General features: G+C 51.7%; 1 rRNA gene. It reads right to left on the minus strand.

Annotated features, from left to right (window positions below):
- Positions 1 to 35: 35 nt before the first annotated feature.
- Positions 36 to 2,377, minus strand: a 23S ribosomal RNA gene (locus tag AB1N33_RS16570); the annotation flags it as partial.

The raw sequence follows: 2,377 nt of genomic DNA on the forward strand, positions 1-2,377 counted from the left end.
TTAGCTCGTCTCATACAAAGCCATTTGGGCGTTGTATGGTTAAGCCTCTCGGGCAATTAGTACAGGTTAGCTTAACGCCTTACAACGCTTCCACACCCTGCCTATCAACGTCATCGTCTATAACAACCCTTCCAGGACTTACGTCCAGGGATGACTCATCTTTGGGCCGGCTTCCCGCTTAGATGCTTTCAGCGGTTATCCGTTCCGAACGTAGCTACCGGGCAATGCGATTGGCATCACAACCCGAACACCAGCGGTTCGTCCACTCCGGTCCTCTCGTACTAGGAGCAGCTCCCATCAATCATCCAACGCCCACACCAGATAGGGACCGAACTGTCTCACGACGTTCTAAACCCAGCTCGCGTACCACTTTAAATGGCGAACAGCCATACCCTTGGGACCGACTTCAGCCCCAGGATGTGATGAGCCGACATCGAGGTGCCAAACACCGCCGTCGATATGAACTCTTGGGCGGTATCAGCCTGTTATCCCCGGAGTACCTTTTATCCGTTGAGCGATGGCCCTTCCATACAGAACCACCGGATCACTATGACCTACTTTCGTACCTGCTCGACGTGTCTGTCTCGCAGTTAAGCTAGCTTATGCCATTGCACTAACCTCACGATGTCCGACCGTGATTAGCTAACCTTCGTGCTCCTCCGTTACTATTTGGGAGGAGACCGCCCCAGTCAAACTACCCACCAGACACTGTCCTCAATCCCGATTAGGGACCTAAGTTAGAACATCAAACATACAAGGGTGGTATTTCAAGGGCGGCTCCACACAAACTGGCGTCTGTGCTTCAAAGCCTCCCACCTATCCTACACATGTAGGTTCAATGTTCAGTGCCAAGCTGTAGTAAAGGTTCACGGGGTCTTTCCGTCTAGGTGCGGGTACACTGCATCTTCACAGCGAGTTCAATTTCACTGAGTCTCGGGTGGAGACAGCGTGGCCATGGTTACACCATTCGTGCAGGTCGGAACTTACCCGACAAGGAATTTCGCTACCTTAGGACCGTTATAGTTACGGCCGCCGTTTACCGGGGCTTCGATCAAGAGCTTCGCCTAAGCTAACCCCATCAATTAACCTTCCGGCACCGGGCAGGTGTCACACCCTATACGTCCTCTTTCGAGTTTGCAGAGTGCTGTGTTTTTAATAAACAGTCCCAGCCACCTGGTCACTGCGACCCCCATCTGCTTACGGAGCAAGTCCTTCACAAACAGGGGCGTACCTTCTCCCGAAGTTACGGTACTATTTTGCCGAGTTCCTTCACCCGAGTTCTCTCAAGCGCCTTAGTATTCTCTACCTGACCACCTGTGTCGGTTTGGGGTACGGTTTATATAATCATAAGTTTAGAAGCTTTTCCTGGAAGCAGGGCATCAACAACTTCACTCCCTTGGGAGCTCGTCTCGCGTCTCAGCTTTAAGAACCCGGATTTTCCTAAGTTCTCGGCCTACTCGCTTTCACTTGGACAACCAACGCCAAGCTTGCCTAGCCTTCTCCGTCCCTCCATCACTGATTATATAAGTACGGGAATATTAACCCGTTTCCCATCGACTACGCATTTCTGCCTCGCCTTAGGGGCCGACTTACCCTGCCCTGATTAGCATGGGACAGGAAACCTTGGTCTTCCGGCGTGCGGGTTTTTCACCCGCATTGTCGTTACTCATGTCAGCATTCGCACTTGTGATATGTCCAGCAGTCTTCTCAAACCACCTTCATCCACTTACACAACGCTCCCCTACCCAGCAAGTAAACTTGCTGCCGCAGCTTCGGTATATTGCTTAGCCCCGTTACATCTTCCGCGCAGGCCGACTCGACTAGTGAGCTATTACGCTTTCTTTAAAGGGTGGCTGCTTCTAAGCCAACCTCCTAGCTGTCTGTGCCTTCCCACATCGTTTCCCACTTAGCAATATTTTGGGACCTTAGCTGGCGGTCTGGGTTGTTTCCCTCTCCACGACGGACGTTAGCACCCGCCGTGTGTCTCCCGGATAGTTCTCATTGGTATTCGGAGTTTGCAAAGGGTTGGTAAGTCGGGATGACCCCCTAGCCTTAACAGTGCTCTACCCCCAATGGAATTCGTCCGAGGCTCTACCTAAATAGATTTCGGGGAGAACCAGCTATCTCCCGGTTTGATTGGCCTTTCACCCCCAGCCACAAGTCATCCCCTAACTTTTCAACGTTAGTGGGTTCGGTCCTCCAGTTGATGTTACTCAACCTTCAACCTGCCCATGGCTAGATCACCGGGTTTCGGGTCTATACCCAGCAACTAATCGCGCAGTTAACACTCGCTTTCGCTACGGCTCCGTTATTCACTTAACCTCGCTACTGAATATAAGTCGCTGACCCATTATACAAAAGGTACGCAGTCACCCCG

Origin of the sequence: Alteromonas nitratireducens, assembly GCF_040812025.1 — a bacterium.
In the GTDB taxonomy this organism is placed as follows: Bacteria; Pseudomonadota; Gammaproteobacteria; order Enterobacterales; family Alteromonadaceae; genus Alteromonas; species Alteromonas nitratireducens.